This window comes from Flavobacterium sp. (assembly GCF_030146175.1).
Classification (GTDB): Bacteria; Bacteroidota; Bacteroidia; order Flavobacteriales; family Flavobacteriaceae; genus Flavobacterium.
In genome coordinates this window covers 1-16,672 of sequence record NZ_JASLCE010000059.1, presented here as the reverse complement: position 1 = coordinate 16,672, position 16,672 = coordinate 1, and the positions used below count along the sequence as shown (strand labels likewise).

At 39.8% G+C, this 16,672-nt stretch carries 12 protein-coding genes and 1 pseudogene; 8 read left to right on the top strand and 5 right to left on the bottom strand.

Translation table 11 applies throughout. The features are described 5' to 3' along the window. Window positions 1–388: 388 nt before the first annotated feature. Together Q1R07_RS07235 and Q1R07_RS07230 are read left to right on the top strand one after the other, a co-directional pair. A complete protein-coding gene (locus tag Q1R07_RS07235; RefSeq protein ID WP_300487909.1) occupies window positions 389–1,567 on the top strand; it encodes an acetyl-CoA C-acyltransferase in 1,179 nt (392 codons plus the stop codon). A gap of 85 nt (window positions 1,568–1,652) precedes the next feature. After that, window positions 1,653–2,414: a C40 family peptidase gene (locus Q1R07_RS07230; RefSeq protein ID WP_136401719.1), complete on the top strand. Its 762-nt coding sequence runs from the start codon at window positions 1,653–1,655 to the stop codon at window positions 2,412–2,414. 41 nt (window positions 2,415–2,455) lie between these two features. Here the strand turns inward: Q1R07_RS07230 and Q1R07_RS07225 are convergent, their stop codons facing one another. Continuing rightward, entirely contained in the window at window positions 2,456–3,769 is a 1,314-nt protein-coding gene (locus Q1R07_RS07225; RefSeq protein WP_300487905.1) for a tetratricopeptide repeat protein, read from the bottom strand. Window positions 3,770–3,793: 24 nt separating this feature from the next. Beyond that, a complete protein-coding gene (gene gyrA, locus Q1R07_RS07220; protein ID WP_300487902.1) occupies window positions 3,794–6,292 on the bottom strand; it encodes a DNA gyrase subunit A in 2,499 nt (832 codons plus the stop codon). Between the two features lie 267 nt (window positions 6,293–6,559). On the opposite strand from gyrA, the gene Q1R07_RS07215 reads away from it, so the two are divergent. The 5 genes from Q1R07_RS07215 (at window position 6,560) to Q1R07_RS07195 (ending at window position 12,052) form a co-directional block, all read left to right on the top strand. Further along, entirely contained in the window at window positions 6,560–9,106 is a 2,547-nt protein-coding gene (locus Q1R07_RS07215; RefSeq protein ID WP_300487899.1) for an ATP-dependent Clp protease ATP-binding subunit, read from the top strand. Between the two features lie 81 nt (window positions 9,107–9,187). Then, window positions 9,188–10,555 (top strand): 30S ribosomal protein S6--L-glutamate ligase, encoded by a 1,368-nt coding sequence (rimK, locus tag Q1R07_RS07210; protein ID WP_300487896.1) that lies wholly within the window; start codon window positions 9,188–9,190, stop codon window positions 10,553–10,555. A 9-nt stretch (window positions 10,556–10,564) separates the two neighbouring features. Continuing rightward, on the top strand, window positions 10,565–11,080 hold the full coding sequence (locus tag Q1R07_RS07205; protein ID WP_300487893.1) for a YetF domain-containing protein: 516 nt from the start codon (window positions 10,565–10,567) through the stop codon (window positions 11,078–11,080). A 10-nt stretch (window positions 11,081–11,090) separates the two neighbouring features. After that, window positions 11,091–11,672 carry a TMEM175 family protein gene (locus tag Q1R07_RS07200; protein ID WP_300487890.1) on the top strand — a complete coding sequence of 194 codons (582 nt, stop codon included), beginning with the start codon at window positions 11,091–11,093 and terminating at the stop codon, window positions 11,670–11,672. A gap of 17 nt (window positions 11,673–11,689) precedes the next feature. Next, window positions 11,690–12,052, top strand: coding sequence for a DUF1304 domain-containing protein (locus Q1R07_RS07195; RefSeq protein ID WP_300487887.1), 363 nt, complete (start codon window positions 11,690–11,692; stop codon window positions 12,050–12,052). Between the two features lie 112 nt (window positions 12,053–12,164). On the opposite strand, the gene Q1R07_RS07190 is transcribed toward Q1R07_RS07195, so the two are convergent. Next, window positions 12,165–12,785: a class I SAM-dependent methyltransferase gene (locus Q1R07_RS07190; RefSeq protein ID WP_300487884.1), complete on the bottom strand. Its 621-nt coding sequence runs from the start codon at window positions 12,783–12,785 to the stop codon at window positions 12,165–12,167. 96 nt (window positions 12,786–12,881) lie between these two features. Beyond that, window positions 12,882–14,390, bottom strand: a complete 1,509-nt coding sequence (gene hutH, locus Q1R07_RS07185; RefSeq protein ID WP_300487881.1) for a histidine ammonia-lyase — start codon at window positions 14,388–14,390, stop codon at window positions 12,882–12,884. A 142-nt stretch (window positions 14,391–14,532) separates the two neighbouring features. On the opposite strand from hutH, the gene Q1R07_RS07180 reads away from it, so the two are divergent. After that, the gene (locus tag Q1R07_RS07180; RefSeq protein ID WP_300487879.1) at window positions 14,533–15,900 is read left to right on the top strand and encodes a TlpA disulfide reductase family protein; all 1,368 of its coding nucleotides are present in this window, start codon (window positions 14,533–14,535) and stop codon (window positions 15,898–15,900) included. 30 nt (window positions 15,901–15,930) lie between these two features. On the opposite strand, the pseudogene Q1R07_RS07175 reads toward Q1R07_RS07180, so the two are convergent. Then, window positions 15,931–16,626: pseudogene (locus tag Q1R07_RS07175) on the bottom strand (NAD(P)H-hydrate dehydratase); the annotation flags it as partial. Window positions 16,627–16,672: the final 46 nt, after the last annotated feature.

Here is a 16,672-nt window from a genome sequence, read left to right as displayed (position 1 = left end):
AACCCTGGCGACGGTTACCCGTCGACAGATTAGCAATCTGCTCCGTTACCACTCCGGCACCTCTCCTGCTTAGTAAGGAATTTACTTCCTTGTTTGCGGTTGCAAATGTAGAACAACATTCCATTTTCTGCAAGTATTTTCGAGTATTTTTTTCATTTTTTTTACTTTTTTCTGAAAACTATTTCACTGTCAACAACATAGAAATTACAAAAAATTTACAATTTCATTACCCGAAGCGATTTTCCAGCATTTATAGGCTTCCGAAAACATTTGTAAGTAAAGTATTCGGTGGTCAACCCTAAGAAAATAACGGCACACTATATATATATGCGCAAAATTGGTTAAATTCGCAACTTCAAGAATAATAACAAACCAACAACTAATAATCATGAGTAAAAAAGTAGTAATCGTTTCAGCGGTTAGAACACCGATAGGAAGCTTTATGGGTGCTTTATCTACTGTAACAGCGCCACAATTGGGAGCTACTGCAATAAAAGGAGCCTTAAACAAGATCAATTTAGATCCGAACCTGGTTGACGAAGTAATAATGGGTAATGTGGTTCAGGCCGGAGTTGGTCAGGCACCCGCACGTCAGGCGGCTATTTACGCAGGACTACCGAATTCCGTAGTTTGTACAACAGTAAACAAAGTATGTGCCTCAGGTATGAAATCCATTATGCAAGGTGCGCAGGCTATTATGGCCGGTGATGCTGAAATCGTGGTAGCCGGAGGTATGGAAAACATGAGTTTGATTCCACACTACGTACATTTACGAAACGGATATAAATTTGGCCCGGCTTCTATGGTAGATGGTATGCAGAAAGACGGTTTAACCGATGCATACGATAACAACGCTATGGGTGTTTCTGCCGATTTATGTGCTACAGAATATAAAATCACCCGTGAAGAGCAGGATGCTTTTGCGATTCAATCGTATGAGCGTTCGGCAAAAGCATGGGATGCGAATAAATTTGACAATGAAATCGTACCGGTAGCCGTTCCGCAACGTAAAGGCGATCCGATCATGGTTACAAAAGATGAGGAATATACTAACGTAAAATTAGACAAGATTCCTACTCTAAACGCTGTATTTACAAAAGACGGAACTGTAACGGCCGCAAACGCTTCTACAATCAACGACGGAGCTGCTGCAGTAGTATTAATGAGCGAAGATAAAGCCAACGCTCTTGGTTTAAAACCGCTTGCTTATATTAAAAGTTATGCCGATGCTGCACAAGAGCCAAAATGGTTTACAACAGCACCTGCAAAAGCATTACCAAAAGCATTAGACAAAGCTGGAATCGCACTTGCTGACGTTGATTTCTTCGAATTTAACGAAGCGTTCTCTGTAGTAGGATTGGCAAATGCTAAAATCTTAGGATTGGAAAATGATAAAGTAAACGTAAACGGTGGTGCAGTATCTTTAGGTCACCCGCTGGGATGTTCCGGAGCGCGTATCGTAGTTACGTTATTAAACGTTTTAGAACAAAACAATGCCAAAATCGGTGCAGCTGCTATCTGTAATGGTGGTGGTGGTGCTTCGGCTATTGTGATCGAAAGAGCTTAATTAGAATTTTTAAATGATGCGTTTTAAATCGGGCGGGTTTCCCGGAAAGATTTAAGGCGCATCATTCACTTTAAAATCAATCTGAATGTTTGCAATTTGTAATCTTGCTATTGTACCATTACGTGCCGAATCCAACGACAGAAGCGAATTAGTTTCCCAGGTTTTATTTGGGGAACATTTCAAAATTTTAGAGCAAACCACCAATTGGGCTAAAATAAAACTGGCATTCGACGGTTACGAAGGTTGGGTTGACAATAAACAGTTTCAGCTAATTTCAGAAGAACAGTATCAGGCCATCTCCAATTCGGCTGCCATATTAAATGCCGATCTGATCGAGTATATTACCACTCCGAATAACTTTCTGATTCCAATTCCGATTGGCAGTTCGCTGTCGTTTTTGGATTTCCCGGAAATTAACACGGCTCAGTTTGCATTCGAAGGCGTAAAAATTTGTGGTATCAAGCCCAAATCGGAATTGATCAAAACCGCTTTTATGTATCTGAATGCGCCGTATTTATGGGGTGGCAAAACACCTTTTGGAATCGATTGTTCGGGTTTTACACAAATGGTGTACAAACTGAACGGCTATTCGATTTTACGGGACGCTTCACAACAAGCCACACAAGGCGAAGCGTTGAGTTTTATAGAAGAAAGTGAACCGGGCGATTTGGCCTTTTTTGATAATGAAGAAGGAAAAATTATCCATGTGGGAATGATTATGGAAAACAACTATATCATTCACGCCCACGGAAAAGTCCGTATTGACCGACTGGATCATCTTGGAATTTACAATGTCGACACCGGAAGGCATTCTCATAATCTCCGTGTCATCAAAAAAATAGTATAAAAAAAAAACCGAAACTCAACGTTTCGGTTTTTTTATTGTTATTATTTCTGTGCTTTTAATGCTTTGTATTTCGCATCCATTTCCAACACCTGATAAGCGTTTAACAATACCGCTTTGATATTTGGTTCTTTTGGTTCGATCTGCAATGCTTTTTCAAAATACGGTAAAGCATCCGTATACATTTTATTACGTTTTGCTTTTAACTCGTCAAATCGCTTGTTGTCTTTTGGAGTAGTTCCTAAAGAGTTCATCTCTTTTACCATTTTGTCCTCACCAAACAACATTAATGCACCTAAGTTATTGTAGGCATTAAAATAGTTTGGATTCACTTCGATAGCACGTTTGTAATATTTTTTGGCATCTTCGATATCACCGGAATTTGTGCTGATCACACCTAAGTTAAACAACAAATCAGCATCGTTTGGATCTTTTTCCAATACTTCGGTGATGATTCGCTTATAGTTGGTAAAATCTTTCGCATCCAAATATAAATTTGCTTCCGCCAACATTAAACTGGTATCACCAGGATTTGCTGCTTTTGCTTCGCTGATCGCTTTTTTAGCTTCATCAATTTTTCCCTGATGCACTAAGATAGAGGCGATATTTTTATAGATCTCTCCTCTTTTCGAAGGCACTTTTTCGTCTCTTGGTTTTTCGTGTACACCTAATTTCATTGATGCTTTACGGTCGGCATCCGAATTAAAAGATTCTTCATTTCCGGAAGCTTTATTTACAGCGTAGTACATCGTTCCTTCACCGGAATAATTGATTTTTTTCAACTCATACAAGTATTTTAATGCTAAATCAAAATCCTGAGCCTGTAATGCTAAAATCGAAGCATTGTATAAATTTCCTTCGTCTTTTTTATCCAGATTATAAATCGCTTCAAAAACCTGACCCGCTTCTTTAAATTTAGATGCCTGGTTTAAGGTAATCGCATAATTAATCAATACCGGTTTGTATTCTGTAATCGTCTCGTTAATATCGTCGGTATATACTTTTTTACCGTTTTTTTTCTCGAAATCCAACGTAGCATTTAAGCCTGCTGCCATTTCATTGATTTTAGCCGGTGTAAAAGCTTTGGCTAGCGTTTGTGCATTTGGCGCAGCTCCGGCTGTCATCAACTCCAACAATGGTGTCATCGATTTATAGAAATTAGCATATACCTGATCGGCTTCTGCCATTCCGGACATACCACTTAATTTATTAACCGCCGATTTGTATTCGGATATTTCCGAAGTAGACAATTGATCTTTGGCATATAATTTTTTCAGCGTTTTCAACTCGTCTTTCTGCGCAAATGAAGCCACAGAGAAAAACATTGATGTCGCTAATAAAGCATATTTAATTTTCATCTGTTAGTGATTTAGGTTGTTTATTTATTCTTGAGATTCAGTTATTTCTGAGTTATCCATATCTTCATTTTCCGATCCGTCATTTTCTTCGCGCATTACTTTAGTAACAGCCGCAATCGAATCGTTTCCTTTGATATTAATCAAACGTACACCTTGTGTCGCACGTCCCATAACTCTCAAATCGGAAACCGCCATACGAATCGTTAATCCGGATTTATTGATAATCATCAAGTCATCAGCATCGGTTACGTTATTAATCGAAACCAAACTTCCGGTTTTATCGGTAATGTTTAGCGTTTTCACACCTTTACCACCACGGTTTGTAATACGGTAGTCTTCCAGCGACGAACGTTTTCCATATCCGTTTTCCGAAACAACCAAAATTTCACTTTCCATATCGTTTACCGAAACCATTCCGATTACTTCATCTTTTTCGTCAGCCAATGTAATACCGCGAACTCCCGAAGCACTTCTTCCCATCGGACGGGTTTTTCCTTCTTCGAAACGAACCAATTTTCCGGATTTCACCGCAATTAGAATCTGACTTTCTCCGTTGGTTAATTTTGCTTCCAGTAGCTCATCGTCTTCTTTAATCGTAATCGCATTGATACCATTTTGACGCGGACGGGAATATTGTTCCAACGGTGTCTTTTTAACCTGACCTTGTTTGGTCGCCATGATCACATAATGACTGTTGATGTACTCTTCGTCTTTTAAATCCTGCGTACAGATAAATGCTTTTACTTTATCGTCGTTCTCGATATTAATAAGGTTTTGGATAGCTCTACCTTTACTGGTTTTACTTCCTTCCGGAATTTCGTAAACGCGCATCCAGAAACATTTTCCTTTTTGCGTGAAGAACAACATATATTGGTGGTTGGTTGCTACAAACAAATGTTCCAGGAAATCCTGGTCACGCGTGGCCACACCTTTTTGTCCTACTCCACCTCTATTTTGTGTTTTGTATTCCGATAGCGGTGTACGTTTGATATATCCGGCATGCGAAATCGTAATAACCACATTTTCATCGGCAATTAAATCTTCGATACTCACATCACCTCCGGCATATTCAATAACCGAACGACGATTGTCACCGTATTTATCGCGGATTTCCGCTAATTCATCTTTAATAACACCCATTCTCATTTCCTTGCTTGCCAATAATTCTCGTAAATAAGCAATCAATTTCATGATCTCGTCGTATTCCGCACGTAACTTATCCTGCTCCAGTCCGGTTAACTGACGTAAACGCATTTCTACGATAGCACGCGACTGGATATCCGATAAATTAAAGCGCTCTACTAATTTTTCTTTAGCTTCATCGGCGTTTTTAGACGCACGAATCAACGCGATTACTTCGTCAATATTATCCGAAGCAATGATCAGACCTTCTAAGATATGCGCTCTTTCTTCTGCTTTGCGCAAATCGAATTCCGCACGACGGGTTACTACCTCATGACGGTGTTCCACAAAATAGTGGATCAGATCTTTTAGGTTTAACAATTGCGGACGTCCTTTTACCAATGCGATATTATTCACACTGAACGACGACTGTAATTGTGTATATTTATAAAGGGTATTCAATACGATATTCGGAACCGCTTCCCGTTTTAACACATAAACGATACGCATACCGTTACGATCCGATTCGTCACGGATCGTCGAAATACCTTCGATTCTCTTTTCATTAACCAGGTCGGCTGTCTTTTTGATCATTTCCGCCTTATTCACCTGGTACGGGATTTCCGTTACGATAATCGACTCGCGACCGTCTACTTCTTCGAAGTTGGCTTTCGCACGAACAACCACACGTCCTCTACCGGTTTTAAAAGCTTCACGAACACCTTCGTAACCATAAATCACACCTCCGGTTGGGAAATCCGGTGCCTTGATGTACTGCATTAGCTCATCTATCTCGATATCATTATTATCGATATACGCCAGAGTACCATCTATCACTTCCGTTAAATTGTGTGGCGCCATATTGGTTGCCATACCTACCGCAATACCGGAAGCTCCGTTAATTAACAGGTTCGGGATTTTGGTTGGCATTACTTTAGGCTCTTCTAAAGTATCATCAAAGTTTAACTGGAAATCAACTGTTTCTTTATCAATATCGGCAAGAATTTCTTCCGAAAGTTTTTTCATTCTTGCTTCCGTATAACGCATAGCTGCCGGACTGTCACCATCGATAGAACCGAAGTTCCCCTGGCCGTCCACTAAAAGATATCGCAAACTCCATTCCTGAGCCATACGAACCATAGCATCGTAAACAGAGCTGTCCCCGTGCGGGTGGTATTTCCCCAGAACTTCTCCTACGATTCTGGCCGATTTTTTATGTGCTCTATTCGATAATACTCCTAATTCATACATTCCGAACAATACTCTTCGGTGAACCGGTTTCAAGCCATCTCTAACATCAGGAAGCGCCCTTGATACAATTACTGACATCGAATAATCGATGTAAGCAGATTTCATTTCGTCCTCAATGTTAATAGGAATTAACTTTTCTCCTTCAGACATAAGTTGTTATATTAAAAAATTATAGTTATTTCAAAACGTGCCAATATACATATTTTTCCAGTAAAGAATCACATTTTTCTGTATAAATTTCAGCGATTTATCAACAGTAAAAACCACCGGAATGCTTAAAAATTCACACTTTTTAACTTTTATATGTCGTTTTTTTTTTGTCAATTAGCATAAAGGAGATCCCTCAAAATGTCAGGTATGGTTTTTGCTTTATCCTACCTGAATTAGTAAATTTACAGTATAAAGTATTTTTAAGTAATGGACGATAATTTTTCACCAAGAGTTAAGGACGTAATTAGCTATAGTAAAGAAGAGGCTTTACGATTAGGGCATGACTTTATCGGTACGGAACACTTAATGTTAGGCATTTTAAGAGACGGTAATGGAACCGCAATTAATATATTAAATAATCTGGACGTAGATTTAGAGCATTTACGCAGAAAAGTTGAAGTATTAAGCCCCGCCAATCCTAATATCGATCGCAGTAACGAAAAGAAAAACCTACATCTGACACGTCAGGCAGAACGTGCTTTACGTACCACTTTTTTAGAAGCTAAAGTATTCCAGAGTACTTCGATAAGTACCGCTCATTTATTGTTGTGTATTCTCCGAAATGAGAACGATCCGACAACAAAGCTTTTAAACAAATTAAAAATTGACTACGAAATAGTTAAAGAACAATTTATTGCTATGACATCAAACGAAGAAGATTACCTAGATAACCTGCCAAAAGCCGAGTCGTTTAACGACGATTCCGGACAAGATGACAGTTTGCGTGACACGGGTTTTAACAATCCGGGGACAGGCAAAACCAATAAAAAATCGAAAACACCGGTTCTGGACAATTTCGGACGTGATTTAACCGAATTAGCCGAAGAAGGCAAACTGGATCCGGTTGTAGGTCGGGAAAAAGAAATCGAACGTGTTTCTCAGATTTTAAGCCGTCGTAAAAAGAACAACCCGTTATTAATCGGAGAACCGGGAGTGGGTAAATCAGCCATTGCCGAAGGACTTGCGTTGCGTATCATCCAGAAAAAAGTATCCCGTATTTTGTTTAACAAACGGGTAGTAACACTGGATCTTGCCAGCCTTGTAGCCGGAACTAAATACCGTGGTCAGTTCGAAGAGCGTATTAAAGCCGTGATTAACGATTTGGAGAAAAACGACGATATCATTTTGTTTATCGACGAAATCCACACCATTGTTGGTGCCGGAGGTGCTACCGGTTCGCTGGATGCTTCCAATATGTTTAAACCGGCGTTGGCACGTGGCGAAATCCAATGTATTGGTGCTACGACGCTTGACGAATACCGTCAGTATATCGAAAAAGACGGTGCTTTGGAAAGACGTTTCCAGAAAGTAATTGTGGAACCTACTTCGGTAGAAGAAACCATTACAATTCTGAACAATATTAAAAACAAATACGAAGATCACCATAACGTAATTTATACACCGGAAGCTATCGAAGCCTGTGTAAAATTAACCAACCGTTATATGTCGGAACGCTTCCTGCCGGACAAAGCGATCGATGCTTTGGACGAGGCCGGTTCCCGCGTTCACATTACCAATATCGACGTACCAAAACAAATCCTTGATTTGGAACGTCAGTTGGAAGAAGTACGCGAACTGAAAAACTCGGTGGTTAAAAAACAGAAATACGAAGAAGCGGCAAAATTACGCGACGATGAAAAACGCATTGAAAAAGACCTTGCTACCGCTCAGGAGCAATGGGAAGAAGATGCGAAAAACAACCGTATTACCGTAACCGAAGACAATGTAGCCGACGTCGTTTCGATGATGACAGGTATACCGGTAAACCGTATCGCTCAAACCGAAAGCAATAAACTGGCACATTTACCAGATTTGATCAAAGGTAAAGTGGTGGGTCAGGATGAAGCTGTTTTAAAAATTGCCAAGTCCATCCAACGTAACCGTGCCGGATTAAAAGATCCGAACAAACCAATTGGTTCTTTTATCTTCCTGGGGCAAACCGGGGTTGGTAAAACGCAATTGGCCAAAGTAATTGCTAAAGAATTATTCGATTCGGAAGATGCGTTGGTTCGTATCGATATGAGTGAATATATGGAGAAATTCGCCATCTCAAGATTGGTTGGAGCGCCTCCGGGATATGTAGGATACGAAGAAGGTGGACAACTTACCGAAAAAGTAAGACGTAAACCGTATTGTGTTGTCCTTTTAGACGAGATCGAAAAAGCCCATCCGGACGTTTTCAACATGATGTTACAGGTATTAGACGACGGACATTTAACCGACAGTTTAGGTCGTAAAATTGACTTCCGCAATACGATTATCATCATGACCTCGAATGTAGGAGCGCGTCAATTAAAAGACTTCGGTCAGGGTGTTGGTTTCGGAACTACTGCCCGACAATCGCAGGTGGATGAAAATTCAAAAGGGATTATCGAAAATGCACTTAAAAAAGCATTTGCTCCGGAATTCCTAAACCGTATTGACGATGTAATTGTATTCAACCCGCTTGAAAAAGAACATATCGACAAAATTATCGATATCGAGTTGGAAAAACTATATGCCCGAGTGGCCGATTTAGGTTATAAATTAGCCTTATCCGAAAAAGCAAAAGACTTTATCGCCGATAAAGGATTTGACAAACAATTCGGAGCCCGACCGCTAAAACGAGCGATTCAGAAATATGTGGAAGATGCACTGGCTGAGGAGATCATCACATCCAAGATACACGAAGGTGATGAAATCTTTATGGATCTTGATGATAGCAGTCAGGAACTCACCGTAGCCATTAAAAAAGCTGAAAAACCTACTAATTAAGTAGGTTTTTTCTTTTTTAAGCAAATGTGTTTGGCATTTCAAAAAAAGTAGTACTTTAGAATTACAAATACAAACAAAGAAATGCTAGACAAAGTTATTGTAGGTAGTGAAGAATGGTGCTCTTTTCCTACTCTTGGAATTCCAACAATCAAAGCCCGGGTCGACTCCGGGGCAAAAACTTCGGCATTGCATGCCACCAACATTGTACCATTTGAAAAAAATGGTGAAAACTGGGTAAAATTCGATATTAACCCTATCCAGAATAATATAAAAGCCGTTATTCATTGTGAAGCACTTTTAATTGACAAACGTGTGGTTAAAAGCTCCAGTGGTTATCGCGAACTGCGTTATGTGATCCGCACCGTATTGGAAATCGGTGGTAGTGAATGGGATGTGGAATTAACACTAACCAATCGCGACTCTATGGGATTCCGTATGCTTTTAGGACGGGAAGCCATGTCGGGACGTATATTGGTAGATCCGGAACAAAAATACCTTTTGGGTCATCCTACAAAAGAAAAAATCAAAGAATACTATTATAGCGAAGAATCCTCCAAAAAAGGCCTTCGTATCGGTTTGCTGGCCAGTAACCCGGAACTTTACAGTAACAAACGCATTATGGAAGCCGGAGAAATGCGCGGTCACGAAATGCATTTCCTAAACCTGAAATACTGTTATATGAAACTGGATGCTACGGCTCCGGAAATTCATTACCGCGGAGGTCGTGTTTTAAACGACTTTGACGCCGTAATTCCCCGAATTCGTCCAAGTATGACCTATTACGGTTGTGCCTTAACGCGACAATTCGAAGCCTTAAAAGTATTTAGTTTAAACAGCTCCGCAGCAATCAGTCAGTCACGCGACAAACTGTTTTCCCTGCAATTGCTACTTAACAATGGCGTAGATATCCCAACAACCGGATTTGCCAATTCCCCACTCGACACCAATGACCTTATCAAAATGGTTGGCGGTTCGCCTTTAATCGTAAAATTATTGGAAGGAACACAAGGAAAAGGTGTTGTATTGGCCGAAACCAAAAAAGCGGCAGAAAGTGTGATCAATGCTTTCAAAAGTTTAAATGCCAATATCCTCGTACAGGAATTTATTAAAGAAGCCAACGGAAAAGACCTTCGTTTGTTTGTAGTCGACGGAAAAGTGGTTGCCGCGATGCAACGGGAAGCTTTACCAGGCGAATTCCGTGCTAATATCCATTTAGGCGGAACGGCATCGGTTGTAAAAGTAACAGCCGAAGAAAAACGCATTGCAATCAAAGCAGCCAAAGCAATGAATTTAAAAGTTGCCGGAGTAGATATTATTCGTTCGTCCAAAGGACCGTTATTACTGGAAGTAAACTCCTCACCCGGATTGGAAGGTATCGAAGGCGCGACACAAAAAGACATTGCCGGTGAAATGATCAAAGCCATCGAGAAAAATTTTAAATGGAAATAAACACCTGATATGGAAGCCTACCTGGATATAATCGTCAGAAGTTCCGCCGTATATATCTTTATGGTGGTAGCCCTCCGTATTTTTGGTAAAAAACAATTATCGCAGCTCAATACGGCCGATGTCATCCTGATATTACTGATCAGTAATGCTGTTCAAAATGCAATGGTTGGAAGCGATTCCAGTCTTTCGGGAGGATTAGCGGCCGCATTGGTGCTGTTTATCATCAACTTTATCTTTAAAAAGTTACTGTTTAAATACAAAAAACTCAGTAACCTGCTACAAGACAAACCGGAAATCCTGATCCATAACGGAAAACTGGAATTCGATACGTTAAGCCGACTCGGTATTACATCCGACGAATTGTATGAAGCCATCCGCGAACACGGAATCGAACGCTATAAAGATGTCAAACTGGCTATGCTGGAAATCGACGGCAACATTAGTGTGATATCCGGTGATCAGAATTTACGTCAAACCCATCACAAACGTAGGATTCACAAAACCCTGCGCTCCGAAAACCTATAAATTCTCCCCTATGAACAAAACCCGACTGGAAGCTTTTAGCGACGGCGTACTCGCCATTATTATTACCATTATGGTTTTGGAAATCAAAGTGCCGCACGAAGTTAGCTTTAGTGCCTTAAAGCCTATTTTGCCTGTATTCCTGAGCTATATATTGAGCTTTATCTATGTAGGAATCTATTGGAACAACCACCATCATATGATGCATACGGTAAAACAGATTTCAGGAGGTATTTTATGGGCCAACCTGCATTTATTGTTTTGGTTGTCGATGATACCGTTCGCAACGGCATGGATCGGCGAAAATCATTTTGCTCCTCTTCCGATGATGCTCTACGGAATCGTACTGTTATTATGTGCATTAGCCTATTTTATATTGCAATATCTGATCCTGAAAAAACACGGTCCGGATTCGGTTTTATCCAAAGCTATCGGAAAAGATATTAAGGGAAAACTATCGCCCGTTTTTTATATTTTAGGGATAATCGCCTCGAACTACAACGGACTAATTGCCGGCGCTTTTTATGTTCTGGTGGCCATTATGTGGCTCATTCCGGACAAAAGAATAGAACGAATACTGGATCATTCCGAATAACCAAAACCAAATCTCCTATGACTTTACTTTCAAAAATTATTATTGGATTTATAGCCTTACTGCATCTTTATATCGTATGGCTGGAAATGTTTGCCTGGACCACGCGCGCTAAAAAAGTATTTAAAAGCGTACCGGAAGAAATGTTTGAAAAAACAAAACAAATGGCCGGAAACCAGGGATTGTATAACGGATTTCTTGCCGCCGGTCTGATCTGGTCGCTACTGATTTGCGATCTGCAATGGAGTATTCATATTGCTACTTTCTTTTTGGGATGCGTATTCGTAGCCGGAGTTTACGGTGCGATTACCGTACAAAAGTCAATCTTAATGGTACAAAGTCTTCCCGCTGCTTTGGGATTACTAAGCCTATACTTTTTATAATAAAAAACACCTGACCGTTATAAACAATCAGGTGTTTTATTCTTTATAAAGTCAGACCTGACAGTTTTCGAAAACCTGTCAGGTCTTTTGCTATAACAGCACACTCCTCTTTTTATTTTTTCCGGAAATGACAAAATACAAAATTCTGAACGGTGTCAAATGGTGTGTCATGATCAACCGTAAGACAGCTACTCTTTTCAAAATCCGTTTGAAATAACGTTGTCATGCTTTGTTCCGAATATTGCTTTATTGCAATACCGCTACATTTTTCTGGTCCCTGTTCCGAAAATGTTCCAATAATCATATTTCCATTTGGAGCAATCGCTTTGGCAGTCGTTTTCAGATAGGTATCCACATCCTTTTGATTGGTTAAAAAATGAAATGCCGCGCGGTCATGCCAAAAATCATAGTGTTCTGTCGGTTTAAAATCGGTAACATCGGCCACAATCCATTTCACTTTTGCCGCTTGGTTCCCCAGTCTGGTTTTGGCGCGCTCAATTGCCGCTTCCGAAATATCCAAAACCGTAATATCGGTATAACCCGATTTCAGCAAATGATCCACCAAAAAACTATCACCTCCGCCAATATCAATAATCTTAGCCGATTTCGGTAAATGGGATTGCTCCAGAAAATACAATGAGGTTTCCGGATTAGGCTGGTACCAGCTTACGGTTTCTAAAGGTTTACTTTCGTAAATGGTTTCCCAATGTTTTTTTCTATTAAAATTTTCCATTTTATTATTTAATTGAACAGTACTAATTAAGAACACCTGACAGGTTTTAAAAACCTGTCAGGTGTAAAAATTATATAGCCAGATCTATTTATTGTATTACTCAAACAATACTTCGTCCATCTGGAAGCTGTTTAAAAACGCTACCGATTTTTCGATATCATAATGTAAAATTCGGTCTTCCGTTACCAAAGGCACTTCTTCGCGATATAATTTCAGGAAGCTTTCGATAAACTCACTTGACTGTAAAGGTCTTCTGAACTCGATGGCCTGTGAAGCATTCATTAGCTCAATAGCCAAAATACGCTCCAGGTTTTCCATAATTTTCAAAGCTTTGGTAGCCGCGTTAGCGCCCATACTCACATGGTCTTCCTGACCATTAGACGATACGATACTATCGATACTCGCCGGAGTTGCATATTGTTTATTCTGACTTACGATACTTGCAGCAGTATATTGCGGAATCATAAATCCGGAATTCAATCCCGGATCGCTAACCAAAAAGGCTGGTAAATCACGTAATCCGGAAATTAACTGATACGTACGTCTTTCGGAAATATTACCCAGTTCAGCCAAGGCGATTCCAAGGAAATCCAACGCCAATGCCAATGGCTGACCGTGGAAGTTTCCACCGGAAATAATCTCATCCGTTTCAATAAAAATATTAGGGTTATCGGTAACCGAATTGATTTCCGTTTTAAAAACACGTTTTACATAATCGATCGTATCTTTTGAAGCACCATGTACCTGAGGAATACAACGGAACGAATACGGATCCTGAACATGTTTTTTAGGTTGCGCTATAATTTCACTGTCTTCCAGTAATTCCTTAAAACGTTTCGCTGTATTGATTTGTCCTTTATGCGGACGAACCAAATGAATCAGTTCGTTAAACGGTTCGATTCGTCCATCAAATCCTTCCAGAGAAATTGCTCCGATAAGATCGGCCAAATAGGCATATTTACTTGCTTTTAGTAATACATAAGCACCATAAGCACTCATAAACTGTGTTCCGTTTAACAACGCCAATCCTTCTTTGGATTGCAATACGATTGGCTCCCATCCCATTTTTTCAAGGACTTTTTTAGCCGGCTGGCGGAAACCATCCAGATACACTTCACCTTCTCCGATTAACGGTAACGACAAATGCGCCAATGGTGCCAAATCGCCGGAAGCACCTAATGAGCCCTGCGTATAAATCACCGGTAAAACATCGTTATTATAGAAATCAACCAATCGCTCTACCGTTTTTAACTGTACACCAGAATGACCAAAGCTTAACGATTTGATTTTAAGCAACAACATGATTTTTACAATTTCATGTGGCACTTCATCTCCGGTACCACAAGCATGCGATTTTACCAGATTTTCCTGTAACTTAGACAGGTTTTCGTTTGAAATTTTCACATTACACAAAGAGCCAAAACCAGTGTTGATTCCGTAAATCGGCTCGCCATGCGATTCCATTTTGGCATCCAGATAGGCACGGCATTTTTCGATATTTACACGTGCTTCTTCCGATAACTCCAGTTTCATGTTTTGCGAAATGATTTCCTGTAGTAACTCCAGTGAAATCACATCGGAGCTTATATAATGTATTGTGTCCATTTTTGTCTAAAAAATTAATTGCTCAAAATTCCATAAAATATGCCTAAAAAACAAACTATATTATACCTATTTCGGATGTTATTATACAAACAACAATCCTTATATTTGAACTCCTAAAAAAACCAACTAAAAACTATTTTCAATGAAAAACACACTTTATTTGTTGATGATCCTTGTATTGTCGTCGTTTGCGCTACCGGCAGAAACGATTACGATATCCGGAAAAATCAGCAATACCGAAGAAAAAAAGATCAAAATCAAAGGCGAAAGTTTTAACAAAGAGATTGCTTTAAAACCCGACGGTTCGTTTTCCGAAACCTTCCCTATTTCGTATAGCGGTTCCTACACCCTAAGCACCAAAAACAACCGTGCTTCTTTATATCTGGCCAAAGGAACCAAACTAAACATTACAGCCGACGATGCTAATTTCAATACCTCGCTTGCTTTTTCCGGAAATGGCAGTGTTGAAAATCAATATCTGGTTAAAAAAGGTCAGCTGGTAAATACCATGCTTGGCAATCCGCAGACTTTTTACAGTCAGGATGAGACTACCTATGTCAATAAAAACAAAGAATTAAAAACTGCCGTATTGGGATTGTACAACAGTACCAAATTTACCGATGCCGGTTTTAAAAAGAACGAACAAAAAAGTATCGACTATTTCGAACAGCTTTTATTGCTAAACTATCCGGCGTATCATGCCCATTATGCCAAAAAGGAAAACTTCAAACCTTCTGAAAGCTTCCCTAAATTAGACACTACCCTTGATATGGATAGCGATAACGACTTCTTGTTTTCCAATCCGTACAAACAATTGATTGCTGCACGTTTTAATCAGAAAGTATCAGAAAATAGCGCAAATCTGACCGAAAAAGAATTAAGCGATCGTATTTTAACGGAAATTAAAAAAATAAAAAGTCCGAACATTAAAAACAGTTTTCTGCAAAACTTAGGGTACCAGATCCGTGCCGGAAATACCGAATCGGAAGCCTTATACAAAGAAATCATGGCGTTGTCTACCGATAACAAATTCAAGGAAGACTTAACCGAAAAGTTCAACAAAATTAAAGGATTGATTCCTGGAAAACCATCGCCTAAATTCAATTATGAAAACTACAAAGGCGGTCAGACTTCACTGGACAACCTAAAAGGTAAATTTGTGTATATCGACGTATGGGCAACCTGGTGTGGTCCGTGTCGTCAGGAAATTCCATTTCTTCAAAAAGTCGAAGAACAATACCATGGTAAAAACATCGAATTTGTAAGTATTTCGATCGATGCCAAAAAAGACTACGACAAATGGAAAAAACTGGTAGACGAGAAAAAATTAGGCGGTATCCAGTTATTTGCGGATAACGACTGGAGTTCTCAGTTTATAAAAGAATACGGAATTGAAAGTATTCCGCGATTTATCCTGGTCGATCCAAACGGAAATATCGTTACAGCTGATGCACCACGACCATCGGATCCACAACTTACAGAGCTATTCACCAAACAAGGTGTTAAATAACAAAAAACGCTTCCAGACGGAAGCGTTTTTTTATTCGTACAACGTATGGAACGCTTTTCCGAGATACGCAATGATATCGGAAGCGACAAACGCATGATAACCCAATTCGGGTAAAGCAATATCGGCCGTTAAACCGTGAATATAAACGCCGGTAACAGCCGCATCTACCGGATCATAAGCCTGTGCCAACAAACCGGTTATAATCCCTGTTAAAACATCGCCGCTTCCTGCGGTAGCCAAAGACTGGTTCCCGGTTGTGTTTTCATAAACCTGATCCTGATAAACAAGGTGCGTCGGTGCCCCTTTAATCACCATTACAATATCGAATATTTTGGAAAGTGTTTTCACTTTTTCCATTTTATCCGCTTCGTTTTTCCATGCACCAATCAGTCGTTCCAATTCTTTTACATGCGGTGTCAAAATGGTTTTGGGTGGTAAAAACTCCAACCATTCTTTGTTTTCCGATAGAATATTAATCCCGTCGGCATCGATTACCAAAGGCGCTTTATTCAGTTTTAAAAAATGAAAAACAGCCTGTTGGGTTTCCAGATGCTGACCAATCCCGATTCCGATTCCAACCGCCTGTATTTTTAGTTTGGTATCGATCGCCCGGATATGTGTCGGATAATCGTCGGTTTCTACCATGACTTCCGGAAGTGCCGTTTGCATAATTTCATAACCACACTTGGGAATATAGGCCGTTAACAGTCCTGCACCAGATTTTAAAAAGGCTTTAGCCTACAAACAAGGGGCGCCAATTTTAGCATAACTT